At 55.9% G+C, this 824-nt stretch carries 2 tRNA genes; both read left to right on the plus strand.

The window, feature by feature from the left end:
- Nucleotides 1-91 precede the first annotated feature (91 nt).
- A tRNA-Ile gene (locus IB248_RS30880) sits at nucleotides 92-168 on the plus strand.
- A gap of 93 nt (nucleotides 169-261) precedes the next feature.
- Nucleotides 262-337: transfer RNA gene (locus IB248_RS30885), tRNA-Ala, on the plus strand.
- The last annotated feature ends 487 nt before the right edge of the window (nucleotides 338-824 follow it).

The raw sequence follows: 824 nt of genomic DNA on the forward strand, positions 1-824 counted from the left end.
GGTATGGCGAGCTTTCGCCGTCCACGTTTCTCTTTCTTCATGAAGACAAAAAACCGCGCTTGTCCGGCTTGTGCTGGACCGGTTCCCGAATGGGCCCGTAGCTCAGTTGGTTAGAGCACACGCTTGATAAGCGTGGGGTCGGAAGTTCAAGTCTTCCCGGGCCCACCATTTGCATTTGCGAATGATGGACTGGGAATTGATTGGAATGGCTGGCGCGGATTGTTGCCGAACCTGGATTAATCTCCGGGTGATCGAGCTGGAGGGGCTGTAGCTCAGCTGGGAGAGCACCTGCTTTGCAAGCAGGGGGTCAGCGGTTCGATCCCGCTCAGCTCCACCAAATCGATTGGTGTCGAGACTGACGGCAGCAACGTAGCGCAAGGCGCGTCGCCAATCATTTGGCGCCCCCGCGGAGCGCCTGCGGCGCGTGAGCGATAAAGTGTCTTCTGGAGAAAAACAAAGTTTGCATCGGCTTCGGCCGGATGCCTGTTCTGCATATATCGTGAAGAGAAGATTGATCTGGAGGCTTCCAGGTGTTTTGCACAATCCCATGGATTGCGCGAGATGTCCGAGCCCAGTTCTGTTGAAACCAAGGATGGCTTAGTCGGCCGGATCTGGTGGAGGGACTGGAGGTAGGAAGGAAGCCTGTCGTCAGGATTGCCCATTGTTCGGTGCCTTTTGGTGCTGTCTGATGGTTGGTCTGATTACCGTTGCCTGACCGCGCGGTACCGGATTTAATCTCGAGAAGCTGGTCTTAAAGATCCGGCCCAAGCGAGCTGCTCGGCGTAGCTCCAATAAAGGGACCGGATCGAACACGTCGATGGCAT

Source organism: Rhizobium sp. RHZ01, from assembly GCF_014851595.1.
Classification (GTDB): Bacteria; Pseudomonadota; Alphaproteobacteria; order Rhizobiales; family Rhizobiaceae; genus Rhizobium; species Rhizobium altiplani.